The organism is Sphingopyxis granuli NBRC 100800, assembly GCF_001591045.1.
Lineage (GTDB): Bacteria > Pseudomonadota > Alphaproteobacteria > Sphingomonadales > Sphingomonadaceae > Sphingopyxis > Sphingopyxis granuli.
Window position 1 is genome coordinate 16,109 of sequence record NZ_BCUA01000036.1, and the last position, 23,106, is coordinate 39,214.

Here is a 23,106-nt window from a genome sequence, read left to right on the forward strand (position 1 = left end):
CACCCGGATCGGGTCCGGGGCTGCGATGACGACTTCGATACGCTCACACATTCCAAAAACCGGCCTTGAAAGAGACGCCCCCTGCCAAGTGTCGGCAGGGGGCAGAACCCGATCAGGCGATACGCGGCAGTTCGTTGAACTGGTGGAAGGGCGGCGGGCTCGACAGCGTCCATTCGAGCGTCGTCGCGCCTTCGCCCCACGGATTGGCGGCGGCCTTCTTGCCCGCGACATAGGCATAGACGATGTTCGCGAAGAAGAAGAGCATCCCGACGGCCATGATCGCATAGCCGATCGACGAGATGTGGTGCCAATAGGTGAAGGCTTCCGCATAGTCGGGATAGCGGCGCGGCATGCCCTGCTGCCCCAGGAAGTGCTGCGGGAAGAACAGGACGTTCACGCCGATGAAGAAGATCCAGAAATGGAGCTGCCCCAGCACTTCGCTGTACATCCGGCCCGACATCTTCGGGAACCAGTAGTAGAAGCCCGCGAAGAGCGAGAAGACCGCGCCCAGCGACAGCACATAGTGGAAGTGCGCGACGACATAATAGGTGTCGTGCAGGTTGGTGTCGACACCGCCGTTGGCGAGGACGACGCCGGTCACGCCGCCGACGGTGAACATGAAGATGAAGCCCAGCGCCCAGAGCATCGGCGTCTTGAAGCTCAGCGAGCCGCCCCACATGGTGGCGATCCAGCTGAAGATCTTGATGCCGGTCGGGACCGCGATGACCATCGTCGCCGCGGTGAAATACATCTTCAGGTTGACGCTCATGCCGACGGTGAACATGTGGTGCGCCCACACGATGAAGCCGACGACGCCGATCGCGACCATGGCATAGGCCATGCCGAGATAGCCGAACACCGGCTTGCGGCTGAAGGTCGAGATGACCTGGCTGATGATGCCGAAGCCCGGCAGCACCATGATGTAGACCTCCGGGTGGCCGAAGAACCAGAACAGGTGCTGGTAGAGCACCGGATCGCCGCCGCCCGTCGCGTCATAGAAGGTGGTGCCGAAATTGCGGTCGGTCAGCAGCATGGTGATCGCCGCGGCGAGGACCGGCAGCGACAGCAGCAGCAGGAAGGCGGTGACGAGCACCGACCAGACGAACAGCGGCATCTTGTGGAGCGTCATGCCCGGTGCGCGCATGTTGAAGATGGTGGTGATGAAGTTGATCGCGCCGAGGATCGACGCCGCACCCGCGAGGTGGACCGAGAAGATCACCATGTCGACCGCCGGGCCGACCGATCCGCTGGTCGACAGCGGCGCATAGAGCGTCCAGCCCGTGCCTGCGCCGAGCCCGCTGCCGCCGGGGACGAACATCGACCCGACGAGCAGGACGAACGCCACCGTGGTCAGCCAGTAGCTGACGTTGTTCATGCGCGGGAAGGCCATGTCGGGCGCGCCGATCATCAGCGGCACGAACCAGTTGCCGAATCCGCCGATAATCGCCGGCATCACCATGAAGAAGATCATGATCAGCCCGTGCGCGGTGATCAGCACGTTCCAGAAATGCTTCGCCTGCGTATCACCCGCGGCCGGATCGAAGAACTGCGCCCAGCCGTGGAGATACTGGATGCCCGGCTCCGCAAGCTCGAGGCGCATCATCCCCGACATCACGCCGCCGATGATGCCCGCGAAGATCGCGAAGATCAGGTAGAGCGTCCCGATGTCCTTGTGGTTCGTCGAGAGGAACCAGCGGGTGAAGAAACCAGGCACATGATCATGCTCGTCATGCGCATGATCGTGGCCGTGGACGGGTGCAGTCGCTGCGATATCGGTCATCTGTCGGACCCCTTGTCTTAATTCTTGGCTGCCGGAACGGCGGCGGGCACCGCCGCCGGCGCGGCTTCGGTGGTGGCGGGGACCGGACCGGTCGGCGCCGGCGCGGCCGCGGCGGGCGCCGCGGCTTCAGCGCCGTCGGGGTTGCCACCGCGCGAGCGGACCCACGCCTTCCACTTGTCCATCGGCAGCGCTTCGACCGCGATCGGCATATAGCCGTGATCGACACCGCACAGTTCCGAGCACTGGCCGTAATAGACGCCCGGCTTGGTCACGGTGAAGGTCGTTTCGTTGGCGCGGCCCGGCACCGCGTCCATCTTGATCCAGAAGGACGGCACCGCGAAGCTGTGGATCACGTCAGCGCCGGTGATGATCAGCTTCACCTGCTGCCCGACGGGAACGACCATGCGGTTGTCGACCGCCAGATGATAGGGTTCGCCCGCGGCCGTCGCCTGCTCGGGCGTCAGCATCTTCGACACATATTCGCCGATGCCCTGGTCGGGATAGGCATAGCCCCAATACCATTGATAGCCGGTGACCTTGACCGTCAGCGCATCCTTCTTCGGCGGTTCGTACTGCGCCGCGAGCAGGCGGATCGACGGCACCGCGATCACCGCGAGGATCAGCACGGGAACCGCGGTCCAGATCACCTCGATGATCGTGTTGTGCGAGGTCTTCGACGGTTCGGGATTGGCGCTGGCGCGATAGCGGACGACCACCCAGAGCAGCAGGCCGAGCACCAGCAGCGAAATGGCGGTGATGACCGGAAGCAGGATATGGTGGCTGAGGCCATAGGCCTTCTGGCCGAGCACGCTGGCCTGCGGCTGGAAGTTCAGCCCGCCGTCGACCGGCTGCCCGACGCCCGGAACGGGCTTCATCGGCACATAGGTCGCGTCGCCGGCCGGCACCGCGGCCGCGTCCGTCGCGGGCGCCGCCGCGTCGGTCACGGCGGGAGCCGGAGTCGCGACCGGCGTCGCCGCCGGCGCCTCGACCGGTGCGGCGGCGGGAGCCTGCGCCTGCACCACGCCCATGGTGCCGAACGATAAAGCCGCTGCAATTACAAGGGTTTTCAAACTCTTCATAAGAATGGTGCCGCCCGTTGCCTATATTGTTCCCGATATCCAGCCTCGTTCCATCCGACCGCGGATCGCGGATCGCCGATGCCAACGAACGGGCTGAATCTCGCGGGCGCTATAGACCCGCTTGCCGCTTGCCTCAAGCATCTCTAACACTATTTTGCGGCTCGCAAATCTTGGCGACCCCAACCCGCTTCGAAAAAAGCGGGACAACAGGAAGAAAAGACCGTTCTCCCATGACAGACGACGAAATACTGGCCGAGTTCCGCGCTGCCGACGCGCTGTTGCAGGGGCATTTCCTCCTCTCCTCCGGCCGCCACAGCGAATATTATCTGCAATGCGCCCGCGTCCTGATGAATAGCGAGCGCGCCGGGCGGCTTGCCTCCGCGCTCGCGGCCAAGCTGCCGCGCGAGCTGCGCCAGGCAACCGACCTCGTCGTGTCGCCGGCGATGGGCGGCGTCATCATCGGCCACGAGATGGGCCGCGCGCTGGGCAAGCCCGCGATCTTCGTCGAGCGTCCGACCGGCACCTTCGAACTGCGCCGCGGCTTCGCCATCGCCCCCGGCACGAAGGTGCTCATGGTCGAGGATGTCGTGACCACCGGCCTGTCGTCGCGCGAGGCGATGGAGGCGGTGCGCGCGGCGGGCGGCGAGGTGCTGGCCGAAGCGGCGCTGGTCGACCGCTCGGCGGGAAGCAACATCGACCTCGGCGTTCCCTTCTATCCGCTCGTCGCGATCAATTTCCCGACCTATGCCGCCGACGACCTGCCGCCCGAACTGGCGGAAACGCCGGCGATCAAGCCGGGGAGCCGCGCGAATTGAGCGTGTCCCGGTCCGGCCGCCTGCGTCTCGGCGTCAACATCGACCATGTCGCAACGATCCGCAACGCACGCGGCGGCGACCATCCCGATCCGGTGCGCGCGGCGCAGATCGTCGCGGCGGTCGGCGGCGACGGCATCACCGCGCATCTGCGCGAGGACCGGCGCCACATCCGCGACGACGACCTCGCACGCATCCAGACCGCGACCGACCTGCCGCTCAATCTCGAAATGGCCGCGACCGAGGAGATGCTCGCCATCGCGCTGCGCCACGCGCCGCACGCCGCCTGCATCGTTCCCGAAAAGCGCGAGGAGCGCACGACCGAGGGCGGGCTAGACGCGGCGGGGCAGCATAATCATCTCGCGCCGATCGTCGCGCGGCTGGGCGACGCGGGGATTCGCGTCAGCCTGTTCATCGAACCCGACGCGCGCCAGATCGAAGCGGCGATGCGGCTCAGGGCGCCGGTGGTCGAATTCCACACCGGCCGCTATGCCCATGCCGAGGGCGAGGCGCGCGCCATCGAGCTTCGCCGCCTCGCCGACGCCGCGGCGCTCGCGTGGAAGAACGGCATCGAACCGCACGCGGGCCACGGCCTGACCTATGACAATGTCGTCCCCGTCGCCGCGATCCCGCAGATCGCCGAACTCAACATCGGGCACTATCTGATCGGCGAGGCGATCTTCACCGGGCTCGAAAGCGCGGTGCGCCGGATGCGCGAACTGATGGACGAGGCACGGGGATAGGATGATGACCACCGTCATTGCCGCGCCGCCTTCGGCTCCTCGTAATGACGGCCCGCCGGGGTCGTCATGATCATCGGCCTCGGCTCCGACCTGTGCAGCATAGAACGCATCCAGGCGTCGCTCGACCGCTTCGGCGAGCGCTTCGAAAGGCGCGTCTTCACCGACATCGAGCGCGCCAAGGCGGCGCGCCGTCCCTTCACCCGCGCCGGCACCTATGCCAAGCGCTTCGCGGCCAAGGAGGCTTTCTCGAAAGCCGTCGGCACCGGCTTCAAGCGCGGCGTGTTCATGAAGGACATCGGCGTCGTCAACGCGGCGTCGGGCGCGCCGACGCTGGCGCTCACCGGCGGCGCTGCGGCGCGGCTCGCCGAAATGGTGCCGCCGGGGCATGACGTGCATATCCACCTGACGCTGACCGACGACCATCCCTGGGCGCAGGCCTTCGTCATCATCGAGGCGATCAAGGACCGAGCATGACGAAAGCGCATAGCAAGGACGAAGGAAGCTGGGGCAAGCTGGTCCGCGACATCGCGGTGATCCTGCTGCTCGTGCTCGGCATCCACAGCTGCGTCGCCAAGCCTTTCTATATCCCGTCCGATTCGATGATGCCGGTGCTGCGCAATGGCGACCGCCTGATCGTCAGCAAATATCCCTATGGCTGGTCCTACGCCTCGGCCAGCTTCCACCTCGCCCCCCGGACAGAGGGCCGCTGGTTCGCGGCCCTGCCCGCGCGCGGCGACATCGTCGTCCTCGAGCATCCCGAGACGCGGATCGACTATATCAAGCGGGTCATCGGCCTGCCCGGCGACACGATCGAACTGCGCGGCGGTGCGCTGATCATCAACGGCAAGCCGGTGAAGCGCGAAATCCAGCCGATGCTGTCGATCGCGGTCGACCCCAACCTGCCCGGCCCCGACAGCGGCCTCGGCCGTTTCGCGGCGCGCGATGCGGCGGGCCGGCCGGTGCTCGAACTGCCGATCGTGCGCGAAACGCTGCCCGGCGGCGCCACCTTCGACACGATCGACATGGGCCCCGGCTATGTCACCGACGATTTCGGGCCGATCAAGGTGCCGGCCGACCATCTGTTCCTGATGGGCGACAATCGCGACGGCAGCGCCGACAGCCGCGTGCCGAGCAGCATGAAGGGCCTCGGCGGCCCGGTGCCGTTCGAAACGATCGCCGGCCGCGCCGAGATCATCAGCTTTTCGACCGACGGCACCGCGAAATGGTATAATCCGCTGAGCTGGTTCACCGCGCTTCGATCGGGGCGCGCCGGAACCAACCTGCGGCCCGAGCGTGACGGCAGCGCAAACAGGGAGTGACGGGCATGGCGGACAGCAAGACTCGGGGCGAAGCCCCCGGCCCCACCGATATCCGCAACCAGCTTGTCCGCACCGAAATGCTCAAGGCCAGCGTCTGGCTCGGTCTCGCCCTGCTGATCGGCGCCTGCATCATCCTGATCCAGCCGATCCTGCTGATCTTCGCGGGGATCGTGATGGCATCGATGCTAGACGGCGGCGCGCGCCTGCTCGGCCGCGTGCTGCCGATCGCGCGCGGCTGGCGACTGCTGATCGTCTGCCTCGGCATCGTCGCCTTCATGGCGTGGGCGATCCTGTTCGCAGGCTCGCAGATCGCCGACCAGGCCGCCGCGTTGCAGCAGGTGGTGATGGCGCAGATCGACCGCGTCGCTGCCTGGGCGAGCGAGCACGGCATGGGCAATCTGGAGATCGACACCAAGACGGTCACCGACAATCTGGCCGGAACCGTCGGGCGCGTCACCGCGGCGCTAGGCACCGTCTTCGGCGCGCTCACCAGCCTGGTGATGATCATGGTGCTCGGCATCTTCCTCGCGATCGAGCCGCGGCTCTACGAACGCGGTGTGGCGTGGATGCTGCCGATGAAGGCGCGCGAGGATTTCTACATCACCACCGCACGCATGGGTTTCACCCTGCGCCGGCTGATGGCGGGGCGGCTGCTCGGCATGGTGGTCGAAGGGATCGGGACATGGCTCGCCTGCCTGGCGGTCGGCATTCCGATGGCGGTCCTGATGGGTCTGCTGACCGGCTTGCTCGCCTTCATTCCCAACATCGGCGCGATTGTCTCGGGCGTGCTGCTCGTCCTCGTCGGCTTTTCGGCGGGCGTCGATACCGGGCTGTGGGCGATCGCCATCTATTTTTTCGTCCAGACGGTCGACGGCTATCTGATCGTCCCGATGGTCGCGAAACAGACGGTCGACCTCGCGCCCGCGCTGGTGCTGGCGGCGCAGATCCTGCTCGGCACACTGCTCGGCATCCTCGGCCTGTTCCTCGCCGACCCGATCGTCGCGATGATCAAGGTCGCGCTCGAACGCGAGGCGGAGCGCAATGCAGGCTCGCAGGCCGGTAACAAGAAGGCGGCGACGGGCTCCTGAAGCGCGAGTCTATGGGAATGAATAGCCATCGCTCCCGCGGACGCGGGGCGCGAAACGTCACACGACGCCGACGCACTTTCGTTACCGGGGACAGCGTGGCCAAATCCGCAATCGCTGAAATGGCCTTGGGGATGGATTCCACACACTTCCATCTTGTCATCCCCGCGAAAGCGGGGATCCAGAGCGGACGTCGGCTTACCTTTCCCTGGGTTCCCGCTTTCGCGGGAACGACGAAGTAAGAAACGAGAATGGTGAAATCCGGTCGGCATCAGACGACCGAATCGATCCACGCCGCCCGGAGCCGGATTGTCCGGACAAGTCACGCCGTGACCCCGCGCAGGCGCACGCACGGCTATTCTCTCAAAAGGCTTTCCCACATTATCGCCGCGTACCAGCCTCCGCGAGTGGGTCATTCGCTTTGCGGACATATGCGGCCCCCTCACGGAGAAGGCCTTTCGGCATGTACGCGCCGGGTGCGTTTCGCCCGCCGGGGAACGAAACAAGGGGAGTGCGTAGCGTGACTTTTGTATACTTTGGAATAATATTACGCGCTCGCTAAGCCCGTCCCGGCAGCACGCATTCGCTGCCCAGAACGGGCCCGGCCGCGCCTTACTGTTGCAGCGCGGGGGCCGGGGCGCCGGGGGCACCGGGAGCGCCGCCCTGCTGCATCATCTGTTGCTGCTGCATCATCTGCTGCATCGCGCGCACTTCGGCCTCGGTGCGGAAGTCGATCAGTTCAACGTCGAAATGCAGCGTGCTGTTCGCGGGAATCGGCCCGACGGCGCGGTCGCCGTACCCGAGCGCGGGCGGGATGCTGATCTTGTACTTGCCGCCCTTCTGCATGCGGGTCAGCGCCTCGGAAAAGCCGGGGACGACCTGCGCCACCTGCATCGGCGCCTGCTCGTTCGAATCGAAGACGGTTCCGTCGTCGAGCTTGCCCTCATATTTGACGAGCACGACATCGCTGATCGTCGGGCTGGGGCCGGTGCCCGCCTTCACCACCTCGAAGCCGATGCGCGGCGTCGTGGAGAAGGCGAAGGCCGTGCCGACCGCGAGCAGCACCGCCAGCCCGATCCACAACAGCCAGAGCCCGCCCTTGCTCACCGGGCGCAATGGAACCGCAGTCACGCTCATCGTTTCGTCCTTCCCCTGCCCCGGTGTCGGGGCGAAAATATCGCGTCGCCTATAGGCGGAGCGACGCGGGAGGGTCCAGAGGCAATATGCGTCGCTTATGCGCCGGCCATGCTGACAAGTTGGCGTATAGCCCTTGGACAAGCGAGGGATTGCACCCCGGCGAAAGCCGGGGTCCAGATGGCGTCGTGCAACCTCGCGTGGACCCCGGCTTTCGCCGGGGAACGGCTATGTATTGGAAAGGAATGATCACCGGACAAGTTCAGGAGGCAACACAGGCTCGTGCGCCCATCGCATGTCGCGCCCAACGAAAAAGGGCGCCGCGTTGCCGCAGCGCCCTTTTCTCGAATCAGGATCCCGGACGGGAAACGGACTTACTTGATGCCGTCGCGTTCCATCCGCTTGCGCTCCATCTTGCGGGCGCGGCGGACGGCGGCGGCGCGTTCGCGCGCGCGCTTCTCGCTGGGCTTTTCGTAGTGACGGCGCAGCTTCATCTCGCGATACACACCCTCCCGCTGCAGCTTCTTCTTGAGCGCGCGAAGGGCCTGGTCGACATTATTGTCGCGAACGATGATCTGCATACGCCGTGTCGTCTCCTGTTCGTCCAAACGGTTCTGGCGCCGGATAGAATGCCGGTATGCCGTGACCGCCGATATTCGGGCAATAAAAAGAGCGCCGCGACACCGCGACGTTCGGATGCAGCGCCCCTAAAGAGATTCGCGCCGAAATGCAAGCCCCGACGCGGCGGCCCGACCGCCGCTCGCGCGCAGCCGGGATTGTGCCCCGCCCCGCCCCTGTGGCATAGGTAGCAGGACGAAACCCAAAGCAGGAAGAGGATCAAGGCCATGGCGACCCAGCTCAAGCGCAACAGCAAGTACAGCGAAGCCGAGTGGACGGCGCGGCAGGAACTCGCCGCCTGCTACCGCATCTTCGCGATGATGGGCTGGGACGAGATGATCTTCAACCACATCACGGTGAAACTGCCCGACGAGGACGGCAGCTATCTGATCAACCCCTATGGCATGCATTTCAGCGAGGTCACCGCGTCGAGCCTGATCAAGATCGACATCGACGGCAACAAGGTCGACGCCGACAATCCGTGGCACGTCAACAAGGCGGGTTTCGTCCAGCACAGCCTGTTCCACCGCGCGCTGCCCGACGCGCATGCGATCATCCACACCCACACCACCGCGACGATGGCGGTCTGCTCGCTCGAAGGCGGACTGCAGCCGACCAATTTCTATGCCTGCAACTATATGGGCCAGATCGCCTATCACGACTTCGAGGGTATCACGGTGCGCGAGGAGGAAGGCGCGCGCCTGCTCGAACATCTGGGCGACAAGCGCATCCTGATGCTGAAGAATCACGGCCCCGTCGTGATGGGCCGCAGCCTGCCCGAGGCGTTCATCAAATATTGGGCGCTCCAGCGCGCGTGCGAAATCCAGCTTGCGACGATGAGCATGGGCAAGCCGGTGCTGATCGGCGACGATGTCGTGAAGGTCCACCAGCGCGACCTTTACCAGGCGCAGATTCCGGGCGGCGCCGGCAAGGCCGAATTCGACGCGATGGTGCGCAAGGTCGACAAGATCGACACGAGCTGGCGTGACTAATCCGCACCTTTCGCTATTGCGGATCGCATGACGAAATTTTCGGTCAACGACCGTCCGGTCGAATATCGCATGGACCCCGAAACGCCCCTGCTGTGGGCGCTGCGCGATGCGTCGAACCTGACCGGGACCAAATATGGCTGCGGCACCGGTGATTGCGGCGCCTGCACCGTCGACATCGACGGCGAGGCGATCCGCAGCTGCCTGGTCACCATCGCCGAATGCGAAGGGCGCTTCGTCACCACCATCGAAGGTCTGTCGCGCGATCGCAGCCACCCGGTCCAGCAGGCCTGGGTCGCCGAGCAGGTGCCGCAATGCGGCTTTTGCCAGTCGGGGATGATCATGACCGCCGCGGCGCTGCTCCGCAAGAACAGCAACCCCGGCGATGCGGAGATCGACGCGGCAATGACCAACATCTGCCGCTGCGGCACCTATCCGCGCATCCGCGCCGCGATCCGCCTCGCCGGGCGGGTGCTGCGCGGCGAGGAACGGATCGCCGCGGCGCCGCCCCCCGGCATTCGGCCGGAGGACGCCGCGCGCGCCGTTCCCGCGCTGCGCCCCCCGCCGGGACGCTGACGCGCAAGCTGAACCGCAGGCAACATCACGGTTCAGCGGTGACTCATCTTGTCCGCGGTAACTTTCGATTCATCTTCCCGGCTGGCCCCTCCAGCATGCGGGACATGAGTTGGAGAATGGCGAGATGAAGAATTGGATCGGAGGGTTGCTGATCGCCGCGACGATGCTGACCCCCATCGCCCCCGCCGCCGCGCAGGCGCGCGACGGCCATCAGTGGAGCCAGCGCGGTAGCGGCGGCGATCGCGGCGCGCGTAGTGCCGGCCCCCGCGGCGAAGCGCGCGGCCAGCGTCAGCAGGCCCCGCGCCCGCAGATGCGCCAGCAGCAGCCGGTTCAGCCGCGCGCCGAGCGTAGCCAGCGCTGGAACGGGCAACAGCAACGTCCGCAGCAGCAGCAACGCCAGCAATGGCAGCGCCCGCAGCAGCGCACCGAAGCACCGCGGAGCGACACGCAGCGTCAGCGCGGCACCACCTATGACCGGAGCCGTGACAACCGCACCGATCGTCAGTGGGACCGCAACCGCAACGGGCAGGTCGACCGTCGCTCGGACCGCAATCGCAGCGGCACTGTCGACCGCCGTTGGGACCGCCGCAACGACAATCGCATCGACCGGCGGAACGACCGCAATCGCGTTGCCGACCGCCGCTACCGCGACAACCGGTCCGGCAACAACTGGAACCGCAGCTGGCGCGACGACCGCCGCTACGACTGGCGCAGCTATCGCGATCGCAACCGCAGCTATTACCGGATGCCGCGCTATTACAATCCGTATCGCGGACGCAGCTACACCCGGTTCAGCATCGGTTTCACGCTCGGATCGCTGTTCTACGGCCAGCGCTACTGGATCAACGATCCCGGCTATTATCGCCTGCCGCCCGCCTACGGCCCCTACCGCTGGGTGCGCTATTATGACGACGCGCTGCTCGTCGATACCTATTCGGGCGAGGTGGTCGACGTCATCTACGATTTCTTCTGGTAATATTCCTTTCGGTTACCGGAAGCTCCCTGAAGGGCCGGCTCTTGCGCCGGCCCTTCTTTTATGCGCATTCCCCATTATCGCGCCGCGTCGTCACGGCCGGAAAGACAGGGGAAACACTATGCGCAAACTGGGCCTGGTCGCCGCAGCGACATGCGCGCTGATGAGCAGCGCCGCCATCGCCAAGACCACCGTCATCTATGCCGGCCATGTCATCACCGACGTCGCCCAGCCGGCACAGGGACCGTCGACCGTCATCGTCACCGACGACCGCATCACCTCGATCGCGCCCGGCCGCGTCGACGCGCCCGCGGGCGCCGAGATCGTCGACCTCGGCGACAAGACCTTGCTTCCCGGCCTGATCGACCTACACGTCCACCTGACCGGCGATCCCGGCGGCGATTATCGCTCGGAAGCCGTCGAACCCGACGAATGGGGCATCGTGGTCGGCGAAAAGAATGCGCGGATCACGCTGCGCGCCGGCTTCACCACCGTCCGCGAGGCGGGATCGGCGCAATATACCGCCTTCGCGCTGCGCCGCGGCACCGCCGAAGGCCTGATCGAGGGGCCGCGCATCGTCGCCGCCGGTCCGGCGCTCGCGATCATCGGCGGACATGGCGACGTCACCGGCTTCCGCGAGGATATCCACGCGGTGCTCGACCAGGGCTACACCTGCACCGGCGCGGTCGAGTGCGCCGAAAAGGTCCGCAAGGCTTCGCGGGCGGGCGCCGACGTCATCAAGATCACCGCGACGGGCGGCGTGCTGTCGCAGCAGGGCCGCGGGCTCGGCGCGCATTTCTCGAATGCCGAGATGGAGAGCATCGCCGAAACGGCGCATTCGCTGGGACTGAAGGTAATGGCGCATGCGCACGGCGCGCGCGGCATCGAATCGGCCGCCGCCGCCGGGATCGACAGCATCGAGCACGGCACCTTCGCCGACGAGGCGGCGCTGAAGGTCATGAAGGCGAAGGGCACCTATATGGTCCCGACGCTGATGGCGTTCGAGGGTATCCGCGAGCGGCTCGGCAAGGGCATCTATACGCCGACGGTCGAAGCGAAGGTGCGGATGACGCTGAACGACGTCGGCAAGGCAATGGCGCGCGCGAAAGCGCTGGGCGTTCCGATCGCCTTCGGCACCGACGCCGGCGTTTTCGAGCATGGCCGCAATGCCCACGAGTTCGCGCTGCTCGTCGAGCATGGCCTGACGCCGCGTGAGGCGCTGGCAAGCGCGACCACCGTCGCCGCGCGCCTGTTGTCGATGGAGAATGAGATCGGCCGCCTCGCCCCCGGCATGTCGGCCGACATGATCGCCGTGTCGGGCGATCCGCTGAGCGACGTGACGACGCTCGAAAAGGTCGATTGGGTGATGACGCGCGGGCGGATCGCCGGCTGACCGGCGGTCAGGCCGCGCGCTCGATCCGTCCCGATCCGTCACTCGCCGGGCGCGGCTGACCGATCAACCGCGCGGTCTCGACCGCTTCGGCGAAGCGGACGCCGACGCGATTCGCATCCGACCAGCGCGCTTCGGCCTCGATCGTCAGGTCGGGGCCGAATTCGAGGGTCAGCGGCGTTCCTTCGGGTACGTTCCACAGTCCCTCGACCAGCGCGCCGCGTGACGAGACATTGCGGACGATGGCGTCGTAATCATGGCCGCCGCTGTGGACGCGAATGGTGCGGAAGGTCCGCAGCCGCGTCTCCCGCACGCTCTTGAACCCCTGCGCGACGACCTGTCCGCCTCCGGCATCGAGAAGTGCGAGCACCTCGTCGACATCCATCGGCTTGCCATAGATATAGCCTTGGACATGGCTGCATCCGAGGCCGCGGATCAGCGCAAGGTCATCGTGCGTCTCGACGCCCTCTGCGGTCGTTTCCATGCCCAGCGCATCGGCAAGGCTGACGATCGACGCGATGATCGCCGCATTCATGCTGCTCTTGTCGGCGGCGCCGAGCACGAAGCTCTGGTCGATCTTGATCTTGTCGAACGGCGCTTTCTTCAGATAACCGAGCGCCGAATAGCCGGTGCCGAAATCATCAAGCGCAAGGCGCACGCCGGTGCGCTTGAGCCGCTGGAACATCTCCAGATTCTCGGGGCTTTCGTCGAGGAATATCCCCTCGGTGATTTCCAGTTCGAGCTGTTCGGGGCGAATGCCAGATGCCGACAGCGCGCTCATCACCGTCGCGGGCAGCTTTTCATTGGCGAATTGCCGCGGCGATACGTTGACCGCAACGCGATAATCGGGGCCAAGGCGCGCGATCGTGTCGCATGCGGTGCGGATGATCCATTCGCCGATCGGGACGATCAGGTTCGAATCCTCGGCGATGGGGATGAATTTCGACGGGCTGACGACATTTCCCGTGTCGCGGCGCCAGCGGATCAGCGCCTCGAAGCCCGAGATGCGCTCGCTCTTCACGTCGACGATCGGCTGATAGAACAGCGCCAGTTCGTCGCGCGCCAGCGCCTCGCGCAGCGAATCCTCGATCGCTTTCCGCTCGCTCGCCTGATCGTGCATCGCGTCGGCATAGAAACGATAGACGCCGCGCCCCGCGTCCTTCGCGGCATAGAGCGCAAGGTCGGCGTTGCGGACGAGCGACGAGGCGGAAATGCCCCGCCCTTCCGACACCGCGATGCCGATCGACGATCCGATGCGCACCTGCTCGCCCTCGATGGCGAAGGGCTTGGCGAGGCTGAGGATGATCGCGTTGGCGATGCCGGCGAGCTTTTCGGGCTGGACCATCTGCGGCAGCACGATCTGGAACTCGTCGCCGCCCAGACGGCCGACCTGCCCCCTGTCGCCGACGATCTGGGTCAGCCGCCCCGCCACCTGCTGCAGAAGCTGATCGCCGACCGGATGGCCCAGCGTGTCGTTGACCGCCTTGAAACGATCGAGGTCCATCAGCAGCAGCGCGCAGGGCTGAGGCTGGCCGACGTGATTGCGGAGCGCGCGTTCGAGCAGGTCGGCGATATGCCGCCGGTTGGCTAGCCCGGTGAGCGTATCGTAGCGCGCAAGCTGGTTGATCTCGCGCTCCGACCGCTTCATCTCGGTCAGGTCGGTGCCGCTGCCGCGGAACCCCTGGAAATTGCCGAGCTCGTTGCTGATCGGATTGCCCGAGATCGACCACCAGCGCTCCTCGCCCGGCACCGCCGCCTGCACCGTCAGTTCCTTGAACGGCGTGCGCGACGACAGGCTGAAGCCTAGCGTGCGTTCTTCGCTTTCATCGTTGCCGAGCCGGCGGCGAATGATGTCGGTGAACGGCCGGCCGAGCAGGTCGCCGAGCGGCCGGCCGAGCTTCGCCGCGACCGTCGGCGAGATATAGACGAGCTGGCCGTGGCGGTCGGTTTCCCAGAACCAGCCGCGCCCCGCCCTTTCGAAATCGCGCACGAGGCCCAGCGCGCGCTGCTGTTCGCTGACCGTCAGGCGCGCCGCGCGCGTCGCGCGGCGCTGGTGCCGGATATCCTCGCGCATCATCACGATGAGCAGACCTAGAAAGACGAGGCCCGCGATCGCGAAGGGCCACGACGCGGCGCCGAGCGCGCCGCCGAGCGCGCTGGCGCCGGCGAAGGCGAAGAAAGCGGGCCGCGCGATCGCCGCGGCCGAGGCGGCGACGAGGATCGAGCCCGCCTGGATCGCCAGGACGGCGTCGAACCAGCCGGCGCGATCGGGCGCCGCAATCTCGGCAAAGGTCGATGCGGAGGTGAGCAGGCTTCCTGCGGCAAGCAGGCCCAGACACAGCGGGACGGTCAGCCGCGGGTCGGGCAGCGCCGCGACCCGGCGGCCGCGTGCGACCTGACCGATCACCGTCAACGCAAGGTCGCACAGCAATCCCGCCGCCATCGGCGCCCAATGCAGCGGCGACGCCAGAAAGGGCGACGGGCCGGGAAAGAAGGCGAAGGCGAAGAAGCCGAGCGAACGCGCGATCAGCACATAGTGCCAGAGCTGCGCGACCCGCATCAGCCGCGCCACGAAGTCGGGCGAATCGAACAGCGACACATCCGCGGACGCTTCGCCGGTGGCCGGCCGTGTGATGATGCGTTTCGCCCCCAAGGTCGTATCATTCCTGCTGGAAGGGATCATCGCCCCTCTTTCAGAAAGGGGTTTCCAAATCCTTAGTCCGACCCAGCGAAACTCCTGATTTTGTGCCAGAATGGACGATGTTCCGTTTCATGGCGAAACTTGTTAGGATCGGTCCATGCCTGCCGTCCGCCTGCTGCCGCCCGACCGCTTTTTCGACCGCGCGCAATGGTCTGCCATCACGCGCGTTTCGGCGTGGCGGGGGCCTTGGCTCGTCGCGCATGCGTGGATCGTCAGCATCGCCGCAGTGGGGCTTGCCGCCTGGGCGCAGAACCCAGTCGGCTGGCTGCTCGCGATCATCCTCGTCGGCGGACGCCAGCTCGGCCTCGCGATCCTGATGCACGAAGCGGCGCACGGACTGCTCCACCCGAAGCGCAAGGTGAACAATTTCCTTGGTCAGTGGCTGACCGGCGCCGCGACCGGATCGGACCTGTTCGCCTATCGCACCTACCACCTCCAGCATCACAAGTTCACCCAGCAGCCCGAGGACCCCGACCTGTCGCTGTCGAAGCCGTTTCCGACGACGCGCGCCAGCCTGTGGCGCAAGGTGGTCCGCGACCTGACCGGGCAGACCTTCCTCAAGCAGCGCACCGCGCAGTTCCGCTTTGCGCTCGTCGGGCTCAGGGCGATGCTGCGCGGCGAAGGCGGCGCGAAAGGCTCTGGCGGGACACGCGCCGGAACGCCCTTCAACCGACAGTCCGAGGACGGCATGACGGCGCCGACGATCGACGCCGCCGGCGCGATGGCGGTGACGCGCGCAGTCGGCCGGTTCCTGCTCGTACAGGCGGTGCTGCTCGCCGCGTCGCTGATCCTCTATGGCTGGACCCCATGGCTGCTGTGGACGCTGAGCCTCGCGACGACCTTCCAGCTTTACCTGCGCATCCGCAACATCGCCGAACATGCCTGCACGACGACGGGCAGCGACGATCCCTTCACCCATGCGCGCACCACCCATGCCGGCTGGATCGCGCGCGCCACCGTGGCGCCCTATTGGGTCAATTACCACGCCGAGCACCACCTGTTCATGGGCGTGCCCTGCTATCGCCTGCCCGCGGTCCATGCGATGCTGGGCGAAGCCGGGCGGCACGAGGCGATGACGATCGCACCGCATTACCGCGCGGTGCTGCGTCAGGTCACCGCGAAGGGTTGACCGGGCGCCCCCTTCGCCCCCTATTGCTGGACGAAGCGCTGGCCGGCGCGGTCCTTCACGGTCGTCGCGGGGTCGAAGATCATGCCGTTCATCGCGATATAGACGCCCGGCGGCAGCGTCTGCGCCGCAGCGAGCGCGAAGCCGACGTTGAATTCGGCATCGCTCGCGCGGACCGACGCGGGCTGCATCGCGCCGGTCATCACGATCGTCTTGCCAGGGATATCCACAAGCACCCGCCCGGTCAGGACCATGGTGTCGGTGCCGTGGGTGACGAGGATGCGCGCCGCGTCGCTCGCCGTCACCGCGGCGCGGATTGCCTCGCGATCGGTATCGTCCAGTTCGAGGCTGTCCTTGCGCATCAGTTGGGTGACGCGGTGCGGGACGTGGACATTATTCTCGCGCAGCATGTCGGGGATCGCCGCGGGGCCGATCTGGAATTCGGACAAGGCATCGAAATAGACCTTGTCGATCGTTCCGCCGGTGGTGAAGATGTCGATCATATGAGGCCCGCCTCAAAAACAAGGGTCGATTACGCCAAAGCCTCCGCGATCAGCCGCCGCGTGTTGGCGATGCCGAACAGCGCGATGAAGCTTCCCATGCGCGGCCCGGCGCTCGACCCGAGCAGCGTCTCGTAGAGCGCCTTGAACCATTCGCGCAGGTTTTCAAAGCCATAGGCCTCGTCCTTGCCAATCTCGTAGACAATGTTCTGGATGTCGTCCGCGGCGGTATCGGCGGGCAGCGCGGCGAGCCGCGCGTCGAGTTCCGCGAGCGCCGCCACCTCGCCGCCGCGCGGCTTGCGGCGCTGGAGCGTCGGCGCGACATAGTCGCGGTTGTAGGCCATCGCATTGTCGATCAGCCGGTCGAGCTCGGGCCAGGTCGCCGCGTCCGCCCCCGCGACATATTGGCCGAGGTAGCGCCAGATTTGCTCCTTCGACGCATCGGCGCCCATCACCCCGACGAGGTTTAGGAGCAGGCCGAAGCTCACCGGCAGTTCGGTCGCGGGCACCGCCTCGCCGCGCGCGGCGTGGACGTGATGCACCGGATTGCCGAGTTTCTTGTCCGGTTCCTGCGCCGAGTAATTGCCGCGCATCTGGAGATATTCGTCGATCGCCTTGGGGATCACGCCGATATGAAGCTGTTTCGCCGCCTTGGGTTCGCGATAGGCATAGAAAGCGAGGCTTTCCTCGCTGCCATAGGTCAGCCACTGCTCGATCGACAGGCCGTTGCCCTTCGATTTCGAGATTTTTTCGCCCTTTTCGTCGAGGAACATCTCGTAGATCAGCCCCTCAGGCTTGCGGCCGCCGAGCGCGCGCGCGATCTTGCCCGACTGGACGCCGCTGTCGGTCAGGTCCTTGCCGTACATCTCGTAATCGACGCCGAGCGCGACCCAGCGCATCGCCCAGTCGACCTTCCATTGCAGCTTGGCACCCCCCGACAGGATGCTGTGAGTGATCACAGTCCCATCGTCCTCGAACGACACCAGCCCCGCGTCGGCGTCGACCACCGTCACCGGAACCTGGAGCACGATGCCCGAGGTCGGGCTGATCGGCAGCACCGGCGAATAGGTCGCCGCACGCTCGGCGCGCAGCGTCGGCAGCATGATCGCCATGATCGCGTCATAGTGGCGCAGGACATTCTTCAGCGCGTCGTCGAACGCCCCCGACCGATAGCGTTCGGTCGAGCTGACGAATTCGTAATCGAAGCCGAAACGATCGAGAAAATCGCGCAGCATCGCATTGTTATGATGCGCGAAACTTTCATATTTGCCGAACGGGTCGGGAATGGCGGTGAGCGGCTTGCCCAGATGTTCGCGCAGCATTTCCTGCTGCGGGACGTTGTCGGGCACCTTGCGCAGGCCATCCATGTCGTCGCTGAACGCCACCAGCCGGGTCGGCGCAGGCACTCCAGATTCATTGGCGGTCAGCGTCTGATAGGCGCGGCGGACCATCGTCGTGCGCAGCACCTCGTTGAAGGTGCCGATATGCGGCAGCCCCGACGGGCCATAGCCGGTTTCGAAGACGACGGGCTCGCCCCCCGGCTTGCCGTCTGGATAGCGTTTGACCAGCTTGCGCGCTTCCTCGAACGGCCAGGCCTTGGAGGTTTGCGCGGGTTCGCGCAGCGACGGATGGAGATGAAAGTCGGTCATGGCGCGCCCATAGCGGCAACGGGCGCCCAAGGGAAGAAGGGCGGATTTCCGCGCAACTTCACAGTGGAAACGCATGGGTGACCGCGCCGATCATCGCTTAAAGCCACAAAAGCCCCGCTCGCGCAGTGCATTTTTGTGGCCTGTGCGGCTTTAGGCAGCGCCTCTCCTGCCGAAGGGCAAATGGCGAATGGGGGCGCATCTCCCAGCATGAAGCACGGCGGCGCAATGTGGACAGAGCGCTTTTTGCGTTTTGCGCCCGATGAGCGTTACCGGAATATTTACCATGACCGGCCTAGCCTTTCGGCATGACCAGCACCCCGCCCCGCCCCCGCGCGCACAAGCGCACTTCGGTTTCCATCGAGGTGATCGTCAACGGCGTTCTCAACCATGTCGAGGGGCGGATCGTCGACCTGTCCGAAGGCGGCGCGCGGATCGACGGCGCCAGCCTGCCCGAACGATCGCGCTGCGAAATCCATTATGCGGGACAGGTCGTCTATGCGGTGGTGATGTGGTCGGAATGGGACCGCATGGGCGTGCGCTTTCCCTACGAACTGACGCAGGGCCCACTCCATGCCGCGCTCGAACGCGCGCGTGGCGCGGCCGCGATCCCGGCGACGCCGGTCTTCCTGAGCAACCGCTCCATCGGTTTCGGGCGACGCGGGATGAGTTGAGGCGCGGCGCGGTTTTATCCATCCCCGCCCCGTTATACTGAACGTGTTTGGCAATTATTCCCTTTGGACAGATGCAGTTCCCCGGCGAAAGCCGGGGCCCACGCGGGACAGCGCCATGCCATCTGGACCCCGGCTTTCGCCGGGGAACAAGCTCTATACGTGGAGGGCGCACCTCTTACCTGTCTGAAGGATATATACGCCGAACAAGTTCAGGTGACGAATAGCGAGGGGTAACGCCGAAGAGCACCGCCCCTTGCCGCGTTCCTCTTTTGTCCTTAGCTTGGCGCGATGGCGCCCGCCTCCCTCTCCCTGCCCGCGATCCATGCTAGCCATGTCGGAATCTGGCTGTCCGATGCTGCGGGGCGGGTGCAGCGCGTCGGGCGCGGCGAGGCGATGGCGGCGGTGGCGGGGACGCCGCACCTGCTGCTTGGCGCGACGCTGACCGGCGACCGGCTCGGCTATCCCGAACTGTCGGGGCTCGACCTGCTCGAACTGTTCGCTTTCCTTCACCCCGCGCGCTTCGCGGTGCCGACGCCGGCGGGCATCGCCGCCGCGCTCGGCCTGACCGTGGCGCAGCGCGAGGATGAGGTCGCGGCCTTTCTGCCGCAGGCGGCGGCGGCGATGCTCGCCTGCCTCGACGATCCCGACTGGCCCGAGCGCGAGGGGGCGTGGCACGCGCTGCAAGCGCTGACGCGCCAGCGCTGGCCGTGGGCGCCGCTGATCCAGCCGCGCCTCGCCGCGCCCGACCGCGCCGACCGCTGGCTGTTCGCCCGCCTGCCCGAATGGGAGGAGCAGCCGCCGCGCGCACAACCGCGCCAGGTGGTGCTCGATCCGGCGAACGTCGCGGCACGGCTCGACCGGCTCACCGGCGACGGCGCCGAGAAACGGCCGGGGCAGCAGGATTATGCACGCGCGGCGACGGCGATCTTCGTCCCGCGCGAACGCCGCGACACGCCGCAGATGCTGGTGGCCGAGGCGGGTACCGGGATCGGCAAGACGCTGGGCTATCTCGCTCCCGCGAAGCAGTGGATCGACGAGTCGGCGGGCAGCGTCTGCATCTCGACCTACACCAAGGCGCTGCAACGCCAGCTCGCGCGCGAGACCGAGAAACTCTATCCCGACACGCGCGCGCACCGCGAGAAGGTGGTGGTGCGCAAGGGGCGCGAGAATTACCTCTGCCTGCTCAATCTGGAGGACGCGCTGCAAGGCGGTTTTTCGGGGCGCGCGGCGGTGCTGGCGCAACTCGTCGCGCGCTGGGCCGCCTATACGCGCGACGGCGACATGATCGGCGGCGACCTGCCCGGCTGGCTTCCCGCGCTGTTCCGCCGCAACGGCGCCACCGCGCTCACCGACCGGCGCGGCGAATGCATCTATGCCGGGTGCCCGCATTTCCGCAAATGCTTCATCGAGCGCTCGACGCGCGCGGCGGCGCAGGCCGACATCGTGATCGCCAACCATGCGCTGACCATGGTGCAGGCGGCGCGGCCGCGCGACGTTTCACGCGAAGGGGGGGGCGCCCCGGCGACGCGGTTGATCTTCGACGAGGGGCATCACCTGTGGGACGCCGCCGATTCGATGTTCGCGGTCGCGCTGACCGGGCAGGAAGCGATCGAAATCCGCCGCTGGATCATGGGCCCCGAAGGCAAGGCGCGCGGCCGCCGGCGCGGGCTCGCCGCGCGGCTCGCCGATGTCGCGAGCTATGACGAGGCCGGCGAGCGCGCGATCCAGGCGGCGATCGCGGCCGCCGCCGAACTGCCCGGCGACGGTTGGCTCGCGCGGCTGGCGGAGAACGCCCCTTGGGGGGCGATCGAACGGCTGCTCGCCGCGGTGCGCGGACAGGTCTATGCGCGCGGCGCCGATCCGAAGCAGGCCGACAGCGGCTATGGGCTCGAAACCGAGCTTGCCGACCCCGATCCCGAGCTGGTGACGGCCGCCGCCGCCGCGAGCGACGCGGTCGAGGCGCTGCTGCGCCCGCTGATGGCGCTCGGCAAGCGGCTCGACGCGCTGGTCGAGGACCCGCCCGACTGGCTCGACGGACAGGCGCGGGCGCGTGTCGACGGGGCGCGGCACAGCCTGGGGACGCGGATCGACACGCTCGGCGCGTGGCTGGCGCTGCTCGGGCGCGTCGGCGGCCCCGCCGACCCCGATTTCGTCGACTGGCTCGCGGTCGATCGGTTCGACGGGCGCGAATATGACTGCGGGCTGCATCGCCACTGGCTCGACCCCGCGAGGCCGGTCGCGGAAATCGTCTATCGCCCCGCGCAGGGCGTGCTCGTCACGTCGGCGACGCTGCGAGGCGGGGAGGCAGCGCCGCGCGGCAACGGCCACGCGGCGGACGACTGGAGCGACGCCGACATCCGCACCGGCGCGCGCCATCTGGACGGAGGCGTGACGCATTTCGCGGTTCCCAGCCCGTTCGACTATGCACGCCAATCGGAGGTGCTGATCGCCACCGACATCGCGCGCGGTGACCTGCCCGCGCTCGCCGGCGCCTACAGCCGGCTGATCGAAGCGGCGGGCGGCGGTGCGCTGGGACTGTTCAGCGCGATCCGGCGGCTGCGTATCGTTCATGCGCGCATCGCCGACCGGCTGGCGCGCGCCGGGCTGCCGCTGTTCGCGCAGCATGTCGATCCGCTCGACACCGGAACGCTGGTCGATATCTTCCGCGCCGACCCGCACGCCTCGCTGCTCGGCACCGACGCTCTGCGCGATGGGGTCGACGTGCCCGGCGATTCGCTGCGGCTGGTGGTCATGGAAGGCGTACCCTGGCCGCGCCCGACGATCCTGCACGCCGCCCGCCGCGCGGCGCAGGGCGGCAGCGCCTATGACGACCGGGTGATCCGCGCGCGCATCGCGCAGGCCTTTGGCCGGCTCATCCGCCGCAGTGACGATTTCGGCCAGTTCGTGATGCTGTCGCCGAGCTTCCCTTCGCGACTGCTGAGCGCCTTTCCCGACGGGACGCCGATCCGCCGCCTGCCGCTCGACGAGGTGGTCAATCGCGTCGCCGCCGCGAATGTCGAGCGGCGAAAAAGCGCCTATGCCGCCTTTTCACCGTCCTGAGTTTGCGGCACAAGGCGGCGGATTCGCGGGGGACAGGCGCCCGAGCGTCCGGGGGGAGAGATTTTGAAGAGTTTGACCATCCTGCGCCACGCCAAATCGGGCTGGGACGCCGCCGTCGAGCGCGACTTCGATCGTCCGATCAACGCCCGCGGCGCACGCGGGGCCGAACTGATCGGCCAATATGCGAAGCGGCAGGCATGGCCGATCGACCGGATCGTCGCTTCCCCCGCGGTGCGCGTCGCCGAGACGCTCGCCATCTTTCAGCCCGCCGCGGGGCTCGACCGAATCGAGCCACGCTGGGACCGGCGCATCTACCTTGCCTCGGCGGCGACGCTGATCGACGTGCTGCGCGATACCGGCGGCGATGCGGAGGATCTGCTGATCAGCGGACACAATCCGGGGCTGGAGGACCTGATCCTGATGCTCGTTCCCGAAGCGCCCGACGACGCCCAGCGCGCGCTGGTCGAGGAAAAGTTCCCGACCTGTGCCCTTGCGCGGCTGGACCTCGACATCGCCGACTGGAGCGACCTGGACGTCAATCAGGCGCGCTTGGCCGCGCTCATCCGCCCGCGCGACCTCGACCCCGCGCTGGCACCGGCGATGGACGACGACTGAGGCCCACTGGCCGCGCCAGGGTGGATTCTGGAATGTCCGGCTTCGCGCATAAAATGCCGTGAACGGGCGTGCGAAGATCACTCACGCAACAGATATGGCTTCTATTTGCCCCTTCCAAACCTTCGTCATCCCGGACTTAATCCGGAATCCATTCTCTCGGTGCTGCGTGAATGGACCCCGGATCGAGTCGGCAATTATCCCCTTTCCACAAGTAGCTGTTCCCCGGCGAAAGCCGGGGTCCACGCGGGGCAGTGCTGTGCCATCTGGACCCCGGCTTTCGCCGGGG

20 protein-coding genes are annotated in these 23,106 nt (G+C 66.7%); 13 read left to right on the forward strand and 7 right to left on the reverse strand.

What is annotated here, in order from left to right:
* Nucleotides 1–112: 112 nt before the first annotated feature.
* Both ctaD and coxB read right to left on the reverse strand, forming a co-directional pair.
* Nucleotides 113–1,780: a cytochrome c oxidase subunit I gene (gene ctaD, locus SGR02S_RS10255; protein ID WP_067108883.1), complete on the reverse strand. Its 1,668-nt coding sequence runs from the start codon at nucleotides 1,778–1,780 to the stop codon at nucleotides 113–115.
* 17 nt (nucleotides 1,781–1,797) lie between these two features.
* Nucleotides 1,798–2,859 (reverse strand): cytochrome c oxidase subunit II, encoded by a 1,062-nt coding sequence (coxB, locus tag SGR02S_RS10260; RefSeq protein ID WP_067108885.1) that lies wholly within the window; start codon nucleotides 2,857–2,859, stop codon nucleotides 1,798–1,800.
* A gap of 230 nt (nucleotides 2,860–3,089) precedes the next feature.
* Here coxB and pyrE point away from each other — a divergent pair, with 230 nt between their 5' ends.
* From pyrE to SGR02S_RS10285, 5 genes are all read left to right on the forward strand, one after another.
* Nucleotides 3,090–3,674 (forward strand): orotate phosphoribosyltransferase, encoded by a 585-nt coding sequence (gene pyrE, locus SGR02S_RS10265; protein WP_067108887.1) that lies wholly within the window; start codon nucleotides 3,090–3,092, stop codon nucleotides 3,672–3,674.
* Nucleotides 3,671–4,414 carry a pyridoxine 5'-phosphate synthase gene (locus SGR02S_RS10270; protein WP_174521648.1) on the forward strand — a complete coding sequence of 248 codons (744 nt, stop codon included), beginning with the start codon at nucleotides 3,671–3,673 and terminating at the stop codon, nucleotides 4,412–4,414. Before pyrE ends, SGR02S_RS10270 begins: the two co-directional genes overlap by 4 nt.
* Nucleotides 4,415–4,480: 66 nt before the next feature.
* Nucleotides 4,481–4,888, forward strand: a complete 408-nt coding sequence (gene acpS / locus SGR02S_RS10275; protein WP_067108890.1) for a holo-ACP synthase — start codon at nucleotides 4,481–4,483, stop codon at nucleotides 4,886–4,888.
* Nucleotides 4,885–5,733 (forward strand): signal peptidase I, encoded by an 849-nt coding sequence (lepB, locus tag SGR02S_RS10280; protein ID WP_067108893.1) that lies wholly within the window; start codon nucleotides 4,885–4,887, stop codon nucleotides 5,731–5,733. Before acpS ends, lepB begins: the two co-directional genes overlap by 4 nt.
* A gap of 5 nt (nucleotides 5,734–5,738) precedes the next feature.
* Nucleotides 5,739–6,821: an AI-2E family transporter gene (locus tag SGR02S_RS10285; RefSeq protein WP_067108896.1), complete on the forward strand. Its 1,083-nt coding sequence runs from the start codon at nucleotides 5,739–5,741 to the stop codon at nucleotides 6,819–6,821.
* Between the two features lie 609 nt (nucleotides 6,822–7,430).
* On the opposite strand, the gene SGR02S_RS10290 is transcribed toward SGR02S_RS10285, so the two are convergent.
* Together SGR02S_RS10290 and rpsU are read right to left on the reverse strand one after the other, a co-directional pair.
* Entirely contained in the window at nucleotides 7,431–7,955 is a 525-nt protein-coding gene (locus SGR02S_RS10290) for an FKBP-type peptidyl-prolyl cis-trans isomerase (protein ID WP_067108899.1), read from the reverse strand.
* 371 nt (nucleotides 7,956–8,326) lie between these two features.
* Entirely contained in the window at nucleotides 8,327–8,533 is a 207-nt protein-coding gene (gene rpsU / locus SGR02S_RS10295; protein ID WP_003047635.1) for a 30S ribosomal protein S21, read from the reverse strand.
* 264 nt (nucleotides 8,534–8,797) lie between these two features.
* On the opposite strand from rpsU, the gene SGR02S_RS10300 reads away from it, so the two are divergent.
* The 4 genes from SGR02S_RS10300 to SGR02S_RS10315 all read left to right on the forward strand — a co-directional run bounded on the left by SGR02S_RS10300 (nucleotide 8,798) and on the right by SGR02S_RS10315 (nucleotide 12,501).
* Nucleotides 8,798–9,562 carry a class II aldolase/adducin family protein gene (locus SGR02S_RS10300; protein WP_067108902.1) on the forward strand — a complete coding sequence of 255 codons (765 nt, stop codon included), beginning with the start codon at nucleotides 8,798–8,800 and terminating at the stop codon, nucleotides 9,560–9,562.
* A gap of 27 nt (nucleotides 9,563–9,589) precedes the next feature.
* A complete protein-coding gene (locus SGR02S_RS10305; RefSeq protein ID WP_067108905.1) occupies nucleotides 9,590–10,135 on the forward strand; it encodes a (2Fe-2S)-binding protein in 546 nt (181 codons plus the stop codon).
* 124 nt (nucleotides 10,136–10,259) lie between these two features.
* Nucleotides 10,260–11,111 (forward strand): RcnB family protein, encoded by an 852-nt coding sequence (locus tag SGR02S_RS10310; RefSeq protein ID WP_067108908.1) that lies wholly within the window; start codon nucleotides 10,260–10,262, stop codon nucleotides 11,109–11,111.
* A gap of 118 nt (nucleotides 11,112–11,229) precedes the next feature.
* Nucleotides 11,230–12,501: a metal-dependent hydrolase family protein gene (locus SGR02S_RS10315; protein WP_067108910.1), complete on the forward strand. Its 1,272-nt coding sequence runs from the start codon at nucleotides 11,230–11,232 to the stop codon at nucleotides 12,499–12,501.
* Between the two features lie 7 nt (nucleotides 12,502–12,508).
* Here SGR02S_RS10315 and SGR02S_RS10320 read toward each other — a convergent pair whose 3' ends face one another.
* On the reverse strand, nucleotides 12,509–15,151 hold the full coding sequence (locus tag SGR02S_RS10320; RefSeq protein WP_067108913.1) for an EAL domain-containing protein: 2,643 nt from the start codon (nucleotides 15,149–15,151) through the stop codon (nucleotides 12,509–12,511).
* 145 nt (nucleotides 15,152–15,296) lie between these two features.
* Here SGR02S_RS10320 and SGR02S_RS10325 point away from each other — a divergent pair, with 145 nt between their 5' ends.
* Nucleotides 15,297–16,328: a fatty acid desaturase family protein gene (locus SGR02S_RS10325; RefSeq protein WP_067108916.1), complete on the forward strand. Its 1,032-nt coding sequence runs from the start codon at nucleotides 15,297–15,299 to the stop codon at nucleotides 16,326–16,328.
* Between the two features lie 20 nt (nucleotides 16,329–16,348).
* Here the strand turns inward: SGR02S_RS10325 and SGR02S_RS10330 are convergent, their stop codons facing one another.
* Both SGR02S_RS10330 and SGR02S_RS10335 read right to left on the reverse strand, forming a co-directional pair.
* Entirely contained in the window at nucleotides 16,349–16,828 is a 480-nt protein-coding gene (locus SGR02S_RS10330) for an asparaginase domain-containing protein (RefSeq protein ID WP_067108919.1), read from the reverse strand.
* Nucleotides 16,829–16,857: 29 nt separating this feature from the next.
* Nucleotides 16,858–18,474, reverse strand: a complete 1,617-nt coding sequence (locus SGR02S_RS10335; protein WP_067108943.1) for a lysine--tRNA ligase — start codon at nucleotides 18,472–18,474, stop codon at nucleotides 16,858–16,860.
* A gap of 305 nt (nucleotides 18,475–18,779) precedes the next feature.
* Between SGR02S_RS10335 and SGR02S_RS10340 the strand changes: the two genes are divergently transcribed.
* The 3 genes from SGR02S_RS10340 (at nucleotide 18,780) to SGR02S_RS10350 (ending at nucleotide 22,820) form a co-directional block, all read left to right on the forward strand.
* Nucleotides 18,780–19,145, forward strand: coding sequence for a PilZ domain-containing protein (locus SGR02S_RS10340; RefSeq protein WP_067108922.1), 366 nt, complete (start codon nucleotides 18,780–18,782; stop codon nucleotides 19,143–19,145).
* 288 nt (nucleotides 19,146–19,433) lie between these two features.
* Entirely contained in the window at nucleotides 19,434–22,205 is a 2,772-nt protein-coding gene (locus SGR02S_RS10345; protein ID WP_067108925.1) for an ATP-dependent DNA helicase, read from the forward strand.
* A gap of 63 nt (nucleotides 22,206–22,268) precedes the next feature.
* Nucleotides 22,269–22,820 carry a SixA phosphatase family protein gene (locus SGR02S_RS10350; protein ID WP_067108928.1) on the forward strand — a complete coding sequence of 184 codons (552 nt, stop codon included), beginning with the start codon at nucleotides 22,269–22,271 and terminating at the stop codon, nucleotides 22,818–22,820.
* The last annotated feature ends 286 nt before the right edge of the window (nucleotides 22,821–23,106 follow it).